Source organism: Pseudomonas sp. FH4, assembly GCF_000510915.2.
In the GTDB taxonomy this organism is placed as follows: domain Bacteria; phylum Pseudomonadota; class Gammaproteobacteria; order Pseudomonadales; family Pseudomonadaceae; genus Aquipseudomonas; species Aquipseudomonas brenneri.
The window spans coordinates 95,174-112,313 of the sequence record NZ_AOHN01000020.1 but is presented as its reverse complement, the minus strand read 5'-3'; the positions used below and the strand labels follow the sequence as shown (position 1 = coordinate 112,313).

The following is a 17,140-nucleotide window of genomic DNA, read 5'->3' as shown; positions in this document are numbered from 1 at the left end:
GTTTATGAACCCCAATGACAACGAAGAACTCAACGCCATCCGCGAAGGCGTGCGGGCCTTGTGCGCTGAATTCGATGCCGCTTACTGGCGCAAAGTCGATGAAGAAAAGGGCTTTCCCGAAACCTTCGTCAAGGCCCTGACCGATGCTGGCTGGCTGTCGGCGATGATTCCTGAGGAATACGGCGGCTCCGGCCTGGGCCTGGCCGAAGCCTCGGTGATCCTTGAGGAAGTCAACCGCTGCGGCGGCAACTCCGGCACTGTCCATGGCCAGATGTACAACATGTTCACCCTACTGCGTCACGGCAGCGAGGCGCAAAAGCGCTTCTACCTGCCCAGGCTGGCCAGCGGCGAATTGCGCCTGCAATCCATGGCTGTCACCGAGCCCACCACCGGCACCGACACCACCAAGATCAAGACCACCGCAATCAAGCGTGGCGACAAATACGTGATCAATGGGCAGAAGGTGTGGATCTCGCGGGTGCAGCATTCCGACCTGATGATTCTGCTGGCGCGCACCACGCCGCTGGCCGAGGTGAAGAAAAAGTCCGAAGGTATGTCGATCTTCCTGGTGGACCTGCGCGAAGCCATCGGCAACGGCCTGACCGTGCAACCCATCGCCAATATGGTCAACCACGAGACCAACGAGTTGTTCTTCGACAACCTGGAATTGCCCCTGGACAGTTTGATCGGCGAGGAGGGCAAAGGCTTCAAATACATCCTCGACGGCTTGAATGCCGAGCGCACGCTGATCGCTGCCGAGTGTATCGGCGATGGCCGCTGGTTTATCGAAAAGGCCAGCGCCTATGCCCGGGATCGCGTGGTGTTTGGCCGGCCTATCGGGCAGAACCAGGGCGTACAGTTCCCGATAGCCCAAGCCCATATCGAGATCGAAGCGGCGGACCTGATGCGCTGGCGTGCCTGCGAGGAATACGACAGCGGCGTGAATGCCGGGGCCAGCGCCAACATGGCCAAGTACCTGGCGGCCAAGGCGTCCTGGGAAGCGGCCAATGCCTGCCTGCAAACCCATGGTGGTTTTGGTTTTGCCTGCGAGTACGACGTGGAGCGCAAATTCCGCGAAACGCGCCTGTACCAGGTGGCACCGATCTCCACCAACCTGATCCTGTCTTACGTGGCCGAGCATTTGCTCGAACTGCCACGCAGCTTTTGAGGGCCTGAACATGAGTCATACCCAAGCCTTGTGTCGGTTCCTTGCCGAGTTGAATTACCCGCAGTTGCCCGAGGCGGTGCTGGCACGTACCGAAGATCTTTACCTGGATTGGCTGGCCTCGGCGCTGGCCAGCCAAGGCGCGCACCCGATTCCATTATTTGAGCGCTATGCGCAAAAGATGGGCCCGGCCACAGGACCTGCGCAAGTGATCGTCAACGCAGGCAGCAGCAGTGCATATTTCGCAGCGCTGGTGAACGCAGCCTCATCGCACCTGGTGGAGCAGGATGACTTGCACAACAGCTCGGTGTTGCACCCGGCGACTGTGGTGTTCCCCGCTGCCCTGGCCGCTGCGCAAGACCTCGGCAAATCCGGTCGCGAGTTGTTGCTGGCCTCGGTGGCCGGTTATGAGGCCGGGATTCGTATCGGCGAATTCATGGGCCGTTCCCACTACCGCATCTTCCACACTACGGCCACGGTCGGCACCCTGGCGGCGGCGGTGGCGGTCGGTAAGTTGCTGGCGTTCAACGAGGAGCAGTTTATCAATCTGCTCGGCAGCGCCGGCACCCAGGCTGCCGGGCTCTGGGAGTTCCTGCGCGATGCTGCCGACTCCAAGCAATTGCACACGGCCAAGGCCGCTGCGGATGGCTTGCTTGCCGCGTACCTGACGGCGGATGGCCTGAGCGGTGCGCGCAATATCCTTGAAGGCGACCAGGGTTTGGCAGCAGGCATGTCCACCGACGCGCAGCCGAGCAAATTGTCGGCTGGCCTCGGTAGCCGCTGGGCGCTGCTGGAAACTTCGTTCAAGTTCCACGCCTCGTGCCGCCATACCCACCCGGCCGCCGATGCGTTGCTGGACTTGATGCAGCGCGAAGGACTGGCCGCTGCGGATATCGCCAAGGTCCAGACGCGTGTGCATCAGGGCGCCATCGATGTACTCGGCCGCGTGACGGTGCCGGCCAGCGTACACCAGGCCAAATTCTCCATGGGCACCGTGCTCGGCCTGATCGCCGTGCATGGCAAGGCCGGGCTCACCGAGTTTCACCAGTTGGCCTTGAGCGATCACGCCGTCGCTGAATTTCGTGACAAGGTCTGCATGACCCTCGACCGCGAAGTCGACGACGCCTATCCGCAACGCTGGCTGGGCCGCGTCACCGTGACTTGCGTCGATGGCCGCACATTGCACGGCGCGATTGACGAGCCCAAGGGTGACCCGGGCAACACCCTGAGCCGTGGGCAGTTGGCGGACAAGTTCCAGCGCCTCTGCCAGTTCAGCGGTGCCCGCACGCCGGCCCAGGCCAGCGCCTTGATCGAAAAAATCTGGAACCTGCGCAATGCCGTGTCCATGGCCCATTGGCTTTGAGGAATTGTCATGACTGCTAATCAACGGCCGCTGGACGGCATTACCGTGGTCAGCCTGGAGCACGCGATTGCGGCGCCATTCTGTACCCGTCAACTGGCCGACCTAGGCGCGCGCGTGATCAAGATCGAACGCCCGGGCAGCGGTGATTTCGCCCGTGGCTATGACGAGCGTGTGCGCGGCCTGGCCTCGCATTTTGTGTGGACCAACCGCTCCAAGGAAAGCCTGACCCTGGACCTCAAGCAGGATGAGGCCGGTGCAATCCTCGACACGTTGCTGGGCGATGCCGATGTACTGGTGCAGAACCTCGCGCCCGGAGCTGCGGCGCGTATGGGGCTGTCGTTCGAGGCGCTGCAGGTGCGTTTTCCACGGCTGATTGTCTGCGATATTTCCGGTTATGGCGAAGGCGGGCCCTACGAAAAAAAGAAGGCCTATGACCTGCTGATCCAGAGTGAGGGCGGCTTTCTTTCGGTGACCGGTGGCCCCGGTGAAGACCAGATGGCCAAGGCCGGTTGTTCCATTGCCGATATCTCCGCCGGCATGTATGCCTACAGCGGCATCCTCTCGGCCCTGCTGCTGCGCGGCAAGACCGGCAAGGGCAGCCGCATCGACGTGAGCATGCTGGAAAGCCTGGTGGAGTGGATGGGGTATCCGATGTACTACGCCTTCGAGGGCGCTCCCCAGCCACCGCGTGCCGGCGCGGCGCATTCGACGATCTACCCTTATGGGCCGTTTCCCACGGGCGACGGCGGCACCGTGATGCTCGGTTTGCAGAACGAGCGCGAATGGGCGGCGTTCTGCGACAAGGTGCTGCTCACGCCTGAGCTTGCGACGGATGAGCGCTTCTCGGCCAACTTCAAGCGGTCGGCCAATCGCGAAGTGCTGCGCCAGATCATTGTCACAAGTTTTGCCCAACTCGACGCGCACGCTGTGATCCAGCGCCTGGAAGGCGCGCAGATCGCCAGTGCGCGGGTCAACGATATGCAAGGCGTGTGGGATCACCCGCAACTCAAGGCCCGTGACAGCTGGCGTGAAGTCGACAGCCCGGCCGGGCCCTTGCCGTCGCTGTTGCCGCCGGGACGCAATAGCGCATTTACCCCGCGCATGGACGCTGTGCCTGCGCTGGGGCAACACAACCAAGGGATTCTCCAGCGCTTGGGTTACACCCGTGAGGCCATCGAATCCCTGAATACTCGCGGCATCATCTAACCGGCTCCTACAGGAGGGGTGAAAACAGGAAGGTCAGTTATGAAGCATTCTATTGTGCGCTCCGCGCTGTTCGTGCCGGGCAGCCGCCCTGAGCGTTTTGCCAAGGCCCTGGCCAGTGGCGCTGATGCAGTGATTGTGGATTTTGAAGACGCGGTGCAAGAGCCGCTCAAGCGCCAGGCGCGGGACAACCTTGGCGCATTCTTGCAAGCTCATCCTGACGCCCGGGTGTGGGTACGGATCAACGCACCGGAGCATGATGAACACTTTGAGGATGTGGCGTTCTGCAAAACCCATGCAAACGTCGCAGGCGTGCTGCTACCGAAGGTGGAAAGTGCGGCGCAGGTGGCAGTAGTGGCCGCCGCTGGCAAGCTGATCTGGCCGATTATCGAAAGTGCCAAGGGCCTGCTGGCTATTGCCGAAATCGCCCATGCACCACAGGTGCAGCGCCTGTCGTTTGGGGGGCTGGACCTGGCGCTGGACCTGAACCTGAGCAGCCACTCGGCGGCGGCGAATTTTGCCCTTGATCAGGCGCGCCTGGCGCTGATCGTGCACTCCCGCGCCGCCGGCCTGGAGGCTCCGCTAGATGGCGTACACCCGGCCATCGACGACCCCGAGGGCCTGCGCCACTCGATCCGACATGCCTATGAAATGGGTTTTACCGGGGCGCTGTGTATCCACCCCAAACAGGTGCAGGTGATCCATGCCGCCCTGGCGCCGAGTGCGGCGGACCTGGCCTGGGCCCAGCGGGTAGTGGATGCCGGTGCCCATGGGGCAGGGGCCTATCAGATCGATGGGCAGATGGTGGATGCGCCGGTGTTGTTGCGGGCGCAAAGGCTGCTGGCAGCCCAGCTCTGACTGACCAAGCCTGATCTGAATGTAGGCGCTGGAGCTGCATTGTTCCTAGGGTTGGCGTTCGGCTTGGCCGAACGCAGGGTTCAAATATTTGAAATTCACTACACGCGTGACATCAGGCACCTTGCCTGACACCACCACAACAATAAAAAGGTGATTCCCATGCTCAAGCTTTCTCGGGCGCTGTTGTGCGCCGCCACGTTGTTTGCCGCAGGCCTGGCCCAGGCGGCGGATCCGATCGTCATCAAGTTCGCCCACGTGGTTGCCGAAAACACCCCAAAAGGCCAGGGCGCGCTGCTGTTCAAGAAGCTTGTCGAAGAACGCTTGCCGGGCAAGGTCAAGGTCGAGGTGTATCCCAACTCGTCACTGTTTGGCGACGGCAAGGAAATGGAAGCGCTGCTGCTGGGCGACGTACAGATGCTGGCGCCGTCCCTGGCCAAGTTCGAGCAATACACCAAGCAAGTGCAGATCTACGACCTGCCATTCCTGTTCAATGACCTGGCCGCCGTCGACCGTTTCCAGGCCGCCGAGGGCAAGCAACTGCTGACGTCGATGCAGGACAAGAACATCCTCGGCCTGGCGTATTGGCACAACGGGCTCAAGCAACTGTCGGCCAACAAGGCCTTGCATGAACCCAAGGATGCCCGCGGCCTGAAGTTTCGCGTGCAGGCCTCCAGTGTGCTGGAAGAACAGTTCAAGGCGATTCGCGCCAACCCGCGCAAGATGAGTTTTGCCGAGGTCTACCAGGGGTTGCAGACCGGCACCGTCAATGGCACCGAAAACACCTGGTCGAACTATGAAAGCCAGAAGGTCAACGAGGTGCAAAAGTACTTCACCGAGTCCAACCACGGCCTGATCGACTACATGGTGATCACCAACGCCAAGTTCTGGAATGGCCTGGCGCCAGAGATCCGCACCGTCCTGGAGCAGGTCATGGTCGAAGTCACCGTCGAGGTGAACAAGCAGGCCGAAGCGCTGAATCAGTCGGCCAAGCAAAAAATCATCGACGCCAAGACCAGCGAAATCATCGAGCTGACCCCTGAGCAACGCCAGCTATGGCGCGAAGCCATGCGCCCGGTGTGGCAGAAGTTCGAGGGGCCGATTGGCGCTGACCTGATCAAGGCCGCGGACGCTGCCAACCAGTGATTTCGGGGTGTACCAATCTCCCACATTTTGACCCGGTTACCACCCGACCATCCATCTCTGCTTCGCGAGGTTTTGCCATGCAATCCCTAAGGCGCGTCTGGGAGCATCTGGAGGAAGGTTTTATCGCCTTCCTGCTGGCCGCCATGACCTTGGTGACGTTTGTCTACGTCATGCTCAATAACATCTACACCCTGTTTTTTGCCCTGGCTGACAAGTGGGCCTGGAGCAGTGGCTTTTTCAACGCCCTGGGCGACGGCACCATGACCTGGGCCCAGGACATGACCTGGAGCGTCGCGCTGACCAAGGCGATGTTTGGCTGGCTGATTTTTTTCGGTATTTCCTATGGCGTGCGCACCGCCGGCCACTTGGGCGTGGATGCCCTGGTACGCCTGACGCCACGCCGGGTCCAGCGCCTGCTGGGGATGCTGGCGTGCCTGTGCTGCCTGGCTTACGCCGGGCTGTTCATGGTTGCCAGCTACAAGTGGGTGAGTGCGGTGATGACGGCCGGGATCGGTGCCGAAGACCTCGACCATTTTGGCCTGGAGGTCGGGCATATCGTGCTGATCGTGCCGGTTGGCTTCGCCTTGGTGCTGATCCGCTACCTGGAAATTTTCTACCGCCTGTTTACCCACCGCCAGGTCGGGTTGGGGTTGGCCGATGAAGCCGGTGAAGCCAGCAAATTGGCCGGCAGCCATGAGGAGCGTGACTGATGGCCGTTCTCTGCCTGTTTTTGCTGCTGTTGGTGTTTATGTTTCTCGGCGTGCCCATCGCCATTTCCCTGGGCTTGTCGGGCGCGATGTCGATCCTGATGTTCAGCCAGGATTCCTTGAGTTCCCTGGCGATCAAGCTGTTCGAAACCAGCGACGCCTATACCTTCCTGGCGATTCCGTTCTTCCTGCTGTCGGGGGCGTTCATGACCACCGGTGGGGTGGCGCAACGCCTGATCGATTTTGCCAACGCTTGTGTCGGGCATATCCGCGGTGGCCTGGCGATTGCGGCAGTACTGGCCTGCATGCTGTTTGCCGCGTTGTCCGGTTCATCGCCGGCGACGGTGGCTGCGGTGGGGTCGATTGCCGTGGCCGGCATGGTGCGCTCTGGTTACCCCAAGGAGTTCGGTGCCGGGATCATCTGTAATGCCGGGACCCTGGGGATCCTGATTCCGCCCTCGATCGTGATGGTGGTGTACTCGGCGGCGACGGAAACTTCTGTGGGCAAACTGTTCATGGCCGGGGTGATCCCGGGCTTGCTGCTGGGCCTGATGCTGATGATCGCGATCTACATCGTGGCGCGGATCAAGAAGCTGCCGGCCCAGCCCCGGGCGACGTTCAGCCAGTGGCTGGGCTGTGCCCGCCGCGCGTTCTGGGGCCTGTTGCTGTTGGTGATCATCCTGGGCGGTATCTACAGCGGGATGTTCACCCCCACTGAAGCGGCAGCCGTGGCGGCGGTGTACTCGGCGTTTGTCGCGTTGTTCGTGTACAAGGACATGCGCCTCAAGGACTGCCCCAAAGTACTGCTGGAGTCTGGGCGCCTGTCGATCATGCTGATGTTCATCATCGCCAACGCCATGCTGTTTGCCCATGTCCTGACCACCGAGCAGATCCCGCAGGAAATCACGGCTTGGGTCATTTCCGAAGGGCTGACCCCGATTGGCTTTTTGCTGATGGTCAACGTGGTGCTATTGATCGCTGGCAGTTTTATGGAACCATCGGCGATTGTGCTGATCCTGGCGCCGATCTTCTTCCCGATTGCGATGAAGCTGGGCATCGACCCGATTCACCTGGGGATTGTGATGGTGGTGAACATGGAGATCGGCCTGGTGCACCCACCCGTAGGGTTGAACCTGTTCGTGACCTCGGCGGTGACCGGCCTGACCCTGGGCCAGACCATCCGCGCCGCGATGCCGTGGTTGATGATCCTGTTGGCGTTCCTGATCCTGGTGACGTACGTGCCATTTATCTCACTGGCGCTGCCGGGTTGGTTGGGGATGTAGCCCCGCGCCCTAACGCCGCACCCTCCCCAGACTTGATTTCAATCAAGGGCTCACTGGCCACCTGCCACCTACCATCGACTTCATATTCCGGCCGTTGAAGTCAGTGAGCCCATGAACCGCCCCAAGCCCTCGACCCTCGCTACTCTGGCTGCAAGTCCTGTCACCTGGCTGGTAGTGCTGGTACTGCTGTTCAGCCTGGCTGGCCCGGCCCAGGCCAAGTCCTACGGCGCGATCGAGCAGCAGCGCATTGACAAGATCTTCCCGCAGGCAGACGCCATCTCCGGCCCCGAAGGCCAGTTCAAGGTACGCACGCTGTCGGCCAAAGGTGTGGTCATTGGCTACGTGTTCCAGAGCCTGGATGTGGTGGATATCCCGGCCTATTCCGGTAAACCGATCAACACCCAGGTGATCCTCGATCCGGCCGGGGTGATCCGTGATGCCTATGTGCTGGAGCACCACGAACCGATCCTGCTGATCGGCATTCCCGAGGTCAAGTTGCATGATTTCACCGCCCGCTACAGCGGGATCAACGTCAAGCAGCGGGTGGTGGTGGGTCGCTCCAGCGACAGCCAGGCGGTGACCGTGGATGCGGTGGCCGGCGCCACGGTGACGGCGATGGTGGTCAATGAAGTGATCATGCGGGCGGCCCATGAAGTGGCGGTGTCGCTCAAGCTGATCGAGGACAAGACCAGCACTGCGCAGAAAATCGCCCTGGTACGCAGCGACCTGTTCGAACCCGCCAGTTGGGCACAGTTGACCGGCAATGGCGCAGTGCGCCGCCTGCATCTGACGCGTGGGCAGGTGGATGAGGCGTTCAAGGGCACCGAGGCTGAGGGCGTCGAGGTGGCGGGGCCGGGGCAGGGCGACGAGACGTTTATCGACTTGTATGTCGCTGATCTCAACGCACCGAGTATTGGCCGCAACCTGTTGGGCGAGGCGCAATACCGAGTGTTGATGCAGGGCCTCAAGCCTGGTGAGCAGGCCATCGTGGTGCTGGGGCGAGGCTTGTTTTCATTCAAGGGTTCGGGCTACGTGCGCGGCGGGATTTTTGATCGGGTGCAGTTGCGCCAGTTCGGCAATGTCATCAGCTTTCGCGATATGGACCACCAGCGGCTGTACGACCTGTTTGCCGAGGGCATGCCCGAGTTCGATGAAATGTCGCTGTTTATCGTGCGGCCCCAGGCGAAATTCGATCCGGGTTCGGCCTGGACCCTGGAGCTGCTGGTGCGGCGCCAGACCGGTCCGGTCAGCGGCACCTTCACCAGCTTTGAATTGCCCTACCAGATGCCCGAGGCCTATCTGGAGCGGCCCTTGCCGACCGCCGCTGAACAGGCCGCCATCGACGAAGCCAACCGGCCGATGTGGCTGACGATCTGGTACCAGAAGCAGTTCCAGATCCTGGTGCTGGGCGCTGCCCTGGCGGTGTTGACGGTGATTCTGTTCCTGCAGGACAGCCTGGCCCGGCGCCCGCGCCTGCTGCACTGGGTGCGTCGCGGGTATCTGCTGTTTACCGTGGTGTTTATCGGCTGGTACGCCCTGGGGCAGTTGTCGGTGGTCAATGTGCTGACCTTTGTGCATGCGCTGTTCCAGCAGTTCCGCTGGGAGCTGTTCCTCACCGACCCGCTGATCTTCATGCTTTGGGTCTTTACCGCCGCGAGCATCCTGCTGTGGGGGCGTGGGGTGTTCTGTGGCTGGCTGTGTCCATTTGGCGCCTTGCAGGAGCTGATCAACGAGGCGGCACGCAAGCTCAAGGTGCGCCAGTTCGAGCTGCCGTTTGCCGTGCATGAGCGGCTGTGGGCGATCAAGTATTTGATCCTGCTGGGGCTGTTTGGCCTGTCCCTGGAGTCGATGGCCACCGCCGAACGCTTTGCCGAAGTGGAGCCATTCAAGACCGCGATTACCCTGCATTTCGACCGCCAGTGGTGGTTCGTGGCCTATGCACTGGCGCTGTTGGTGATCAACATCTTCACGCGCAAGGTCTATTGCCGCTATGTCTGCCCGCTGGGCGCGGCGTTGGCAATCCCAAGCAAGTTCCGCCTGTTCGACTGGCTCAAGCGGCGCAAGGAATGCGGCGATCCGTGCCAGTTGTGCGCCAAGGAGTGCGAGATCCAGGCGATCCACCCCGACGGTCATATCAACGCCAATGAATGCCACTACTGCCTCGACTGCCAGATGACCTGGCACAACGACCACAAATGCCCGCCCCTGATCAACAAGCGCAAAAAACGCAACAAGGCCGCACCCACCACCGGGCAATTGATCCCGGTGGTGCAGGTGGCGGTGCCTGAATGACGGCCTTGGGCACCCACTTTTCCCCTCTGGAGCACATCATGAACGACAGCGAATCGAAAACAGCCGGGGCCACCCCGGAACCCGAAGGCCTGAGCCGGCGTGGTTTCCTTGGCACTGGCGCAGTCACCGGTGCAGTACTGGCCGGGGCCACGGCCCTTGGCGGCACGGTATTTACCCGCGAGTCCTTTGCGGCGGCGGCCAAGGAAGCCAAGTCGAAGATCCACGTGGGGCCGGGTGAGTTGGACCAGTACTACGGTTTCTGGAGCGGCGGCCACCAAGGCGAAGTGCGGGTGCTGGGTGTGCCGTCGATGCGCGAACTGATGCGCATCCCGGTGTTCAACGTCGACTCGGCCACTGGCTGGGGCCTGACCAACGAGAGCAAGCGCATCTTAGGCGAGGGTGCCAAGTACCAGAACGGCGACTGCCACCACCCGCACTTGTCCACCACCGATGGCCGCTACGACGGCAAATACCTGTTTATCAATGACAAGGCCAACACCCGCGTGGCGCGGATCCGCCTGGACATCATGAAGTGCGACAAGATTGTCACGGTGCCCAACGCCCAGGCGATCCACGGCCTGCGCCTGCAAAAAGTGCCGTACACCAAGTACGTTTTTTGCAACGCCGAGTTCATCATCCCGCACCCCAATGACGGCCACACCTTCGACCTGCAAGACAAAAACAGCTTCACTATGTTCAACGCCATCGACGCGGAAAAAATGGAAATGGCCTTCCAGGTCATCGTCGACGGCAACCTCGACAACGCCGACATGGACTACACCGGCAAATACGCCGCGGCCACTTGCTACAACTCGGAGAAGGCGTCCGACCTGGGTGGCATGATGCGCAACGAGCGTGACTGGGTAGTGGTGTTCAACATCCCGCGCATCGAAGCGGCGATCAAGGCCGGCAAGTTCATCAACCTCGATGGTGTCAAGGTGCCGGTGGTGGACGGGCGCAAGGGCGACGATGGCAAGGACAGCGAATTCACCCGTTACATCCCGGTGCCGAAGAACCCCCACGGCTGCAACACCTCGCCGGACGGTAAGTACTTTATCGCCAACGGCAAGCTGTCACCGACTTGCACCATCATCGCCATCGACAAGCTCGACGACCTGTTCAGCGACAAGATCAAGGACCCGCGCGGCGTGGTGGTCGGCGAGCCGGAACTGGGCCTGGGGCCGCTGCACACCACCTACGATGGCCGGGGCTTTGCCTACACCACGCTGTTTATCGACAGCCAGGTGGTGAAGTGGAACATCGCCGAAGCCATCCGCGCCTATGGCGGCGAGAAGGTCAACTACATCAAGCAGAAGCTCGATGTGCACTACCAACCAGGCCACAACCACGCCTCGCTGACCGAAACCCGGGACGCCGACGGCCAATGGCTGGTGGTGCTCAGCAAGTTCTCCAAGGACCGCTTCCTGCCCACCGGCCCGTTGCACCCGGAAAACGATCAGTTGATCGACATCTCGGGCGATGAAATGAAACTGGTCCACGACGGTCCGACCTTCGCCGAACCCCACGACTGCGTAATGGCGCGGCGCGACCAGATCAAGACCAAGAAGATCTGGGAACGCAACGACCCGTTCTTTGCCGAAACCGTGGCCATCGCGGCCAAGGACGGGATCAAGCTGGAGACCGATAACAAGGTGATCCGTGACGGCAAGAAAGTGCGGGTGTACATGACCTCCATGGCGCCGACCTACGGCCTGACCGAGTTCACCGTCAAGCATGGCGATGAAGTCACCGTGACCATCACCAATATCGACCAGATCGAGGACGTGACCCACGGCTTTGTCATGACCAACCATGGCGTGAGCATGGAAATCAGCCCGCAGCAGACCTCCTCCATCACCTTCATCGCCGACAAGCCGGGGCTGCATTGGTACTACTGCAGTTGGTTCTGCCATGCGCTGCATATGGAGATGGTAGGGCGGATGTTGGTCGAGCGGACCTAACGGCGAGCGCCCACCAATGTGGGAGCGGGCTTGCTCGCGAAAGCGGTGTGCCGGCCAGGAATTACTTGACTGACCCACCGCTTTCGCGAGCAAGCCCGCTCCCACACTAGATCTGTGTCGCTCCATAGATTGGGCTTTGATCAAAAGGAATACTCCGTGGCTCGACCCCTCACGTTATTGACCGGGTTTGTGTGGCTGCTGTCTTCGGCCATAACCAGTGCCGCTGTATTGCCCATCACCGACTTGCCGTTGGTCGCCGCAGGCCCGCACCACTGGCGCCTGCCCGCCGGCGACTACCAGGGCTCTTTCAGCATCGACCAAGCCCTGCAACTGACCTGCGAACCCGGTGCGGTGATCCATAGCCAGGGCTTGGGCAACGGCCTGTTGATCAACGCGCCCGACGTCACCGTCGAGGGCTGTACCTTCCTCGATTGGGGCCATGACCTCACCGCGATGAATGCGGCGATCTTCATCCAGCCCAAGGCCCACGGTGCCGTGATCAAGGGCAACCACATGCGCGGCCAGGGTTTTGGTGTGTGGGTCGATGGCACGGCGGATGTGAGCGTGATCAACAACCAGATCCAGGGCGACCCGGCGATGCGCTCCCAGGACCGGGGCAATGGCATCCACCTGTACGCGGTCAAGGGCGCGCGGGTGATTGGCAACCAGGTGCGCGATGCCCGCGATGGCATCTACATCGACACCTCCAACGGCAACCTGCTGCAAGGCAACACCCTGGAAGACCTGCGCTACGGCATCCACTACATGTTCGCCAACGACAACCAGGTGCTGGGCAACATCACCCGCCGCACCCGCACTGGCTACGCCCTGATGCAAAGCCGCAAGCTGACGGTGATTGGCAATCGCTCCGAACAGGACCAGAACTACGGGATCCTGATGAACTACATCACCTATTCCACCCTGCGCGACAACGTCGTCAACGATGTGCGCGACGGTACCACTGGCGACACCATGATCACCGGTGCCGAAGGCAAGGCGCTGTTTATCTACAACTCGCTGTTCAACAGCATCGAACACAACCACTTCGGGCGCAGCGCAGTGGGCATTCACCTCACGGCCGGCTCCGAAGACAACCGGATTGCGGGCAACGCCTTTGTCGGCAATCAGCGCCAGGTCAAGTACGTGGCCACGCGCTTGCAGGAGTGGTCGGCGGATGGTCGCGGTAATTTCTGGAGCGACTACCTGGGTTGGGACCGCAATAACGATGGCCTGGGGGATGTGGCCTATGAGCCTAACGATAACGTCGACCGCCTGCTGTGGCTGTACCCCCAGGTGCGCCTGTTGATGAACAGCCCCGGCATCGAGTTGCTGCGCTGGGTGCAGCGGGCGTTTCCGGTGATCAAGTCGCCGGGGGTGATGGACAGTCATCCGCTGATGAAAGACCCCACGCTATCCCTGCTCAAGGAGCCCGCATGATGCCTGTCGTCGAAATCGAAGGTGTGACCCAGCGTTATGGGCACGCCACTGTGCTGCATGACCTGAACCTGAGCCTGGCGCCGGGGGAGGTGCTGGGCCTGTTCGGTCATAACGGCGCGGGCAAGACCACCAGCATGAAGCTGATCCTGGGTTTGTTGCAGGCAAGCAGCGGCCAGGTACGGGTGTTTGGCCGCGCGCCCAGCGATCCTCAAGTGCGCCGCATGCTTGGGTATCTGCCCGAGAACGTGACCTTTTACCCGCAACTCAGCGGCCTGGAGACCTTGCAGCATTTTGCCCGGCTCAAGGGCGCGCCGATGAGCCAGGTCGCGACCCTGCTGGAAGACGTCGGCCTGACGGCGGCGGCACGGCGGCGGGTCAAGACCTACTCCAAGGGCATGCGCCAGCGCCTCGGGCTGGCCCAGGCCCTGCTTGGCGAACCACGCTTGCTGTTGCTCGACGAGCCCACCGTGGGCCTCGACCCGATCGCCACCCAGGATTTGTATCGCTTGCTCGACCGCCTGCGCGGGCAGGGCACCAGCATCATCCTTTGCTCCCATGTGCTGCCGGGCGTGGAGGCGCATATCAACCGTGCGGCGATCCTCACCCAGGGCCGATTGCTGGCTCTTGGCACGCTGGCGGCCTTGCGCGAAGAAGCCGGGCTGCCGACCCTGATCCGCAGCAGTGGCCTGCAGCGTGCGGCGCTCTTGCAAAAACGCTGGAGCGAGGCTGGCCACGTCACGCGGCGCTGGGGTGTGGAAGGCCTGCAAGTGGCCGCGTTCAACGGCAACAAGCTGGACCTGCTGCGTCAGTTGCTGGATCAGGACAGCCCCAGCGATGTGGAAATCATCGTGCCGTCGCTGGAGGACCTGTACCGCCATTACATGGACAACCCCGTGGAGTACGCCCAATGACGCCGATCTGGAACATGGCCCGCAAGGAGTTCAGCGACGGCCTGCGCAATCGCTGGTTGTTAGCGATCAGCCTGTTGTTTGCGGTGCTGGCCATCGGCATTGCCTGGCTGGGCGCGGCGGCGTCCGGGCAACTGGGCTTTACCTCGATCCCGGCGACCATCGCCAGCCTGGCCAGCCTGGCAACCTTCTTGATGCCGTTGATTGCGTTGTTGCTGGCCTATGACGCGATTGTCGGTGAGGACGAAAGCGGCACCTTGCTGCTGTTGCTTACTTATCCCCTGGGGCGAGGGCAGATCCTGCTGGGCAAGTTCGTCGGCCATGGGTTGATCCTGGCCCTGGCGACCTTTATTGGATTCGGCTGCGCCATGCTCGCCATTGCGCTGCTGGTGGATGATGTCGAGTTCAGCCTGCTGCTCTGGGCCTTTGGTCGATTCATGCTGACCTCGACCTTGCTCGGCTGGGGCTTTCTGGGGCTGGCGTATGTGTTGAGCGCCGTCTCGGCAGAGAAGTCCACGGCGGCCGGGCTGGCCCTGGGCGTGTGGTTCTTTTTTGTCCTGGTGTTCGACCTGGCATTGCTGGCGCTGCTGGTCATTAGCGAGGGTCAGTTCAGCCCGACGTTGTTGCCCTGGCTATTGCTGTTCAACCCGGCGGATGTGTACCGGCTGATCAACCTGTCGGGCTTCGATACCGGCCCGGCGTCGGTGGGCGTGATGGCCCTGGGCGGCGACCTGGCGGTGCCAGCGGCGATGTTGTGGCTGTGCCTGGCGGCATGGGTTGCAGGGCCACTGGCCTGGGCCTATTGGCTGTTTGGGCGGCGCGCAGCCTGAGTTTTTATTAGTGGAGCAGATGAGCATGAAAATCGGGTTGGTGTTGCTGTTGAGCCTGCTGTTGGTCGGGTGTGAAAAGCCGGTGGCGGCGGGCGTAGGTGATGGGCCGGTGGCGTTTCATCCGACGGATGAGTGCCATGTGTGCGGCATGGTGATCAGCGAATTCCCGGGGCCCAAGGGCGAGGTGGTGGAGCAGGGGGCGGCGAAGAAGTTTTGCTCCACGGCAGAAATGCTCGGCTGGTGGTTGCAGCCGGAAAATCATCACACGCCGTCCAAGCTGTACGTGCATGACATGGGGCGCAGCCATTGGGACACTCCGGATGATGCACATTTGATCGACGCCAAGACCGCTTACTACGTGCTCGGTACCGGGCTCAAGGGCGCCATGGGCGTGGTATTGGCCTCGTTTGCCGAGCAGGCGGTGGCACAGAAAGTCGCGGCGGATACCGGCGGGCGGGTGCTGCGCTTTGAGGAGATAGATCTGGCGCTGTTGCAGCAGCCGGCAGGCATGTCCCATAGCGGCCATTGATGTTGTCCTGATATTGCATCCCCTTGTGGGAGCGCTCCTACCGGTTGACCAACTTCGCCGGCAAGGCGATCACCAGCAAGCAGCTCAGTACCAGGCTCCCGGCAAAGAACCACATCGCCCCGGCGCTGCTGCCGGTCACGTCGATTGCCAGGCCCATCAACGAGTTGCTGACCAAGCCGGCGATATTGGCCAGTGAACAGGCCAGGGCAAAGCCGGTGGCCGCCGCGGTGCCGGTGAGGAACGTCGCCGGCAGGCTGAAAAACACCGGCACGGCGCCGAGGATCGCCGCCGAAGCCACGGCAAACAGGGCCACGGTGGCGACCACGTTATGACTGAAGAAGGTGCTGCTGGCCATGGCCACGGCACCCACCAGAAAGGGCACGATAATGTGCCAGCGGCGCTCGCGGTATTTGTCGGAGCTGGCGCCGATCAGCAGCATGCCGGCCAGCGCGGCGACACTGGGCAGGGCGGTGAGCAGGCCGATATGGAAGGTGTCGCTGATCCCGGCGTTGCGGATCAGGGTCGGCATCCAGAAACCCATGGCATAGGCACTGAGCAGGATCGAGAAGTCGATGCCGCCGAGCATCCACACCTTGAGGTTAAAGAACCCATCACGAAAGCGCCGTGGGCTGTGGCTGGCGTGGCTGTCATCGGCGCGCAACTGCTCTTGCAGCAAGGCCTTTTCTGCGGCGGACAACCATTTGGCCTGGTGATAGGTATTGGGCAGCGCCCAGAATGCCAGCACTCCCAACAGTACGCTGGGCAACGCTTCAAGCAGGAACAGCCATTGCCAGCCGCGCAGGCCGCCCATCTGGTCGAAGTGGCTCATGATCCAGCCGGACAACGGCCCGCCAATCACACTGGACAGCGGCAGGCCGATCATGAACAGCGCAATGACCCGCCCCCGGCGATGGGTGGGGAACCAGGTGGTCAGGTAATACAACACCCCCGGCAGGAATCCTGCCTCGGCGACACCCAGCAAAAACCGCAGCACATAGAACTGGGTGGTAGAGGTGACCAGCAGCGTGCAGGCCGAGAGCAGGCCCCAGGTGATCATGATGCGGGCGATCCAGATCCGCGCGCCGACGCGTTCCAGGATCAGGTTGCTCGGCACTTCAAACAGGATATAGCCGACAAAAAACAGACCGGCGCCCAGGCCGAACGCGGTTTCGCTGAACTGCAACTGGTCTTGCATCTGCAACTTGGCAAAACCGATATTGATCCGGTCCAGGTAGGCAGCCAGGTAGCAAAAGCACAGGAAGGGAATCAGCTTCCAGGTGATCTTGTGGTACAGCGCGTGGATCGGGTCGGCGACCGTGGGCATCGGTGTGTCTCATGGGCAATGAGTAGGGCGGGGCGAATATAGCATTCCGGCACCGACAAGCTCTGTCTGAAACGCGCCACCTGGCTGGGGTTGCTGTGCGAAAGCAGCTACGTTTAACGCTTCCAATAAACAGAGTA

General features: G+C 61.6%; 14 protein-coding genes. 13 read left to right on the top strand and 1 reads right to left on the bottom strand.

Annotated elements, in window-relative coordinates; translation table 11 throughout:
* Window positions 1-4: 4 nt before the first annotated feature.
* The 13 genes from H097_RS15685 (at window position 5) to H097_RS15625 (ending at window position 15,679) form a co-directional block, all read left to right on the top strand.
* Window positions 5-1,168 (top strand): acyl-CoA dehydrogenase family protein, encoded by a 1,164-nt coding sequence (locus tag H097_RS15685; protein ID WP_032860865.1) that lies wholly within the window; start codon window positions 5-7, stop codon window positions 1,166-1,168.
* Between the two features lie 10 nt (window positions 1,169-1,178).
* Entirely contained in the window at window positions 1,179-2,528 is a 1,350-nt protein-coding gene (locus H097_RS15680) for an MmgE/PrpD family protein (protein WP_032860864.1), read from the top strand.
* A 9-nt stretch (window positions 2,529-2,537) separates the two neighbouring features.
* Entirely contained in the window at window positions 2,538-3,734 is a 1,197-nt protein-coding gene (locus H097_RS15675; RefSeq protein ID WP_032860863.1) for a CaiB/BaiF CoA-transferase family protein, read from the top strand.
* A gap of 39 nt (window positions 3,735-3,773) precedes the next feature.
* A complete protein-coding gene (locus H097_RS15670) occupies window positions 3,774-4,589 on the top strand; it encodes a CoA ester lyase (RefSeq protein ID WP_032860861.1) in 816 nt (271 codons plus the stop codon).
* Between the two features lie 159 nt (window positions 4,590-4,748).
* Window positions 4,749-5,732: a TRAP transporter substrate-binding protein gene (locus tag H097_RS15665; protein ID WP_032860859.1), complete on the top strand. Its 984-nt coding sequence runs from the start codon at window positions 4,749-4,751 to the stop codon at window positions 5,730-5,732.
* 77 nt (window positions 5,733-5,809) lie between these two features.
* Window positions 5,810-6,442, top strand: a complete 633-nt coding sequence (locus H097_RS15660; protein ID WP_032860857.1) for a TRAP transporter small permease — start codon at window positions 5,810-5,812, stop codon at window positions 6,440-6,442.
* The gene (gene dctM, locus H097_RS15655; protein ID WP_032860855.1) at window positions 6,442-7,722 is read left to right on the top strand and encodes a C4-dicarboxylate TRAP transporter large permease protein DctM; all 1,281 of its coding nucleotides are present in this window, start codon (window positions 6,442-6,444) and stop codon (window positions 7,720-7,722) included. Before H097_RS15660 ends, dctM begins: the two co-directional genes overlap by 1 nt.
* Before the next feature lie 111 nt (window positions 7,723-7,833).
* Complete coding sequence (locus H097_RS15650) at window positions 7,834-10,014, top strand: NosR/NirI family protein (protein WP_050593373.1); 2,181 nt, start codon at window positions 7,834-7,836, stop codon at window positions 10,012-10,014.
* A 38-nt stretch (window positions 10,015-10,052) separates the two neighbouring features.
* Window positions 10,053-11,975, top strand: a complete 1,923-nt coding sequence (gene nosZ / locus H097_RS15645; protein ID WP_032860854.1) for a TAT-dependent nitrous-oxide reductase — start codon at window positions 10,053-10,055, stop codon at window positions 11,973-11,975.
* Window positions 11,976-12,164: 189 nt separating this feature from the next.
* Window positions 12,165-13,412, top strand: coding sequence for a nitrous oxide reductase family maturation protein NosD (locus H097_RS15640; RefSeq protein ID WP_050593383.1), 1,248 nt, complete (start codon window positions 12,165-12,167; stop codon window positions 13,410-13,412).
* Window positions 13,412-14,323 (top strand): ABC transporter ATP-binding protein, encoded by a 912-nt coding sequence (locus H097_RS15635; RefSeq protein ID WP_032861110.1) that lies wholly within the window; start codon window positions 13,412-13,414, stop codon window positions 14,321-14,323. Before H097_RS15640 ends, H097_RS15635 begins: the two co-directional genes overlap by 1 nt.
* Window positions 14,320-15,150 carry an ABC transporter permease subunit gene (locus tag H097_RS15630; protein ID WP_032860851.1) on the top strand — a complete coding sequence of 277 codons (831 nt, stop codon included), beginning with the start codon at window positions 14,320-14,322 and terminating at the stop codon, window positions 15,148-15,150. Before H097_RS15635 ends, H097_RS15630 begins: the two co-directional genes overlap by 4 nt.
* A 25-nt stretch (window positions 15,151-15,175) precedes the next feature.
* Window positions 15,176-15,679 (top strand): nitrous oxide reductase accessory protein NosL, encoded by a 504-nt coding sequence (locus H097_RS15625; RefSeq protein ID WP_223232693.1) that lies wholly within the window; start codon window positions 15,176-15,178, stop codon window positions 15,677-15,679.
* A 37-nt stretch (window positions 15,680-15,716) separates the two neighbouring features.
* Here the strand turns inward: H097_RS15625 and H097_RS15620 are convergent, their stop codons facing one another.
* Window positions 15,717-17,003 carry an MFS transporter gene (locus H097_RS15620; RefSeq protein ID WP_032860847.1) on the bottom strand — a complete coding sequence of 429 codons (1,287 nt, stop codon included), beginning with the start codon at window positions 17,001-17,003 and terminating at the stop codon, window positions 15,717-15,719.
* Window positions 17,004-17,140: the final 137 nt, after the last annotated feature.